This is a genomic window from Larkinella sp. C7 (assembly GCF_006149005.1).
Classification (GTDB): Bacteria; Bacteroidota; Bacteroidia; order Cytophagales; family Spirosomataceae; genus Larkinella.
Map to the genome: position 1 here is coordinate 1 of NZ_VBSL01000214.1, position 379 is coordinate 379.

Sequence of the window (379 nt, forward strand, 5' to 3'; positions counted from 1 at the left end):
CTCCTCAACGCTTTGACCAATCTCGTAAACTCCATTCACGCCTTTTACGGGACACTCTTTTAACAGAAGGAAGATTAGGATATTATGGCAGACAATCAAACAACAAATGATACAATGGTCTATTGCTCATTTTGTGGGAAAAACCAGACAGAGGTCAGAAAAATAATTGCTGGTAACGGCGTTTTTATCTGTAACGAATGTGTGGCCCTCTCCCAAGAAATTATCAAGGAAGAGCTAGCTGAAGAAGTCCTGGCTGATTTGGCGGAAGTACCAAAACCCAAGGAACTCCTGCAAATCTTGGACGACTATGTCATCGGTCAAGACCGAGCTAAGCGTGCACTGGCGGTTGCCGTTTACAACCATTACAAGCGGATCAGCT

Annotated in this window: 1 protein-coding gene; it reads left to right on the forward strand. The window is 44.3% G+C overall.

Annotated features, from left to right (window positions below):
• Window positions 1–84: 84 nt before the first annotated feature.
• Window positions 85–379: ClpX C4-type zinc finger protein (locus tag FH871_RS35155; RefSeq protein WP_305036637.1), on the forward strand; the 295-nt coding region annotated here is incomplete at its 3' end.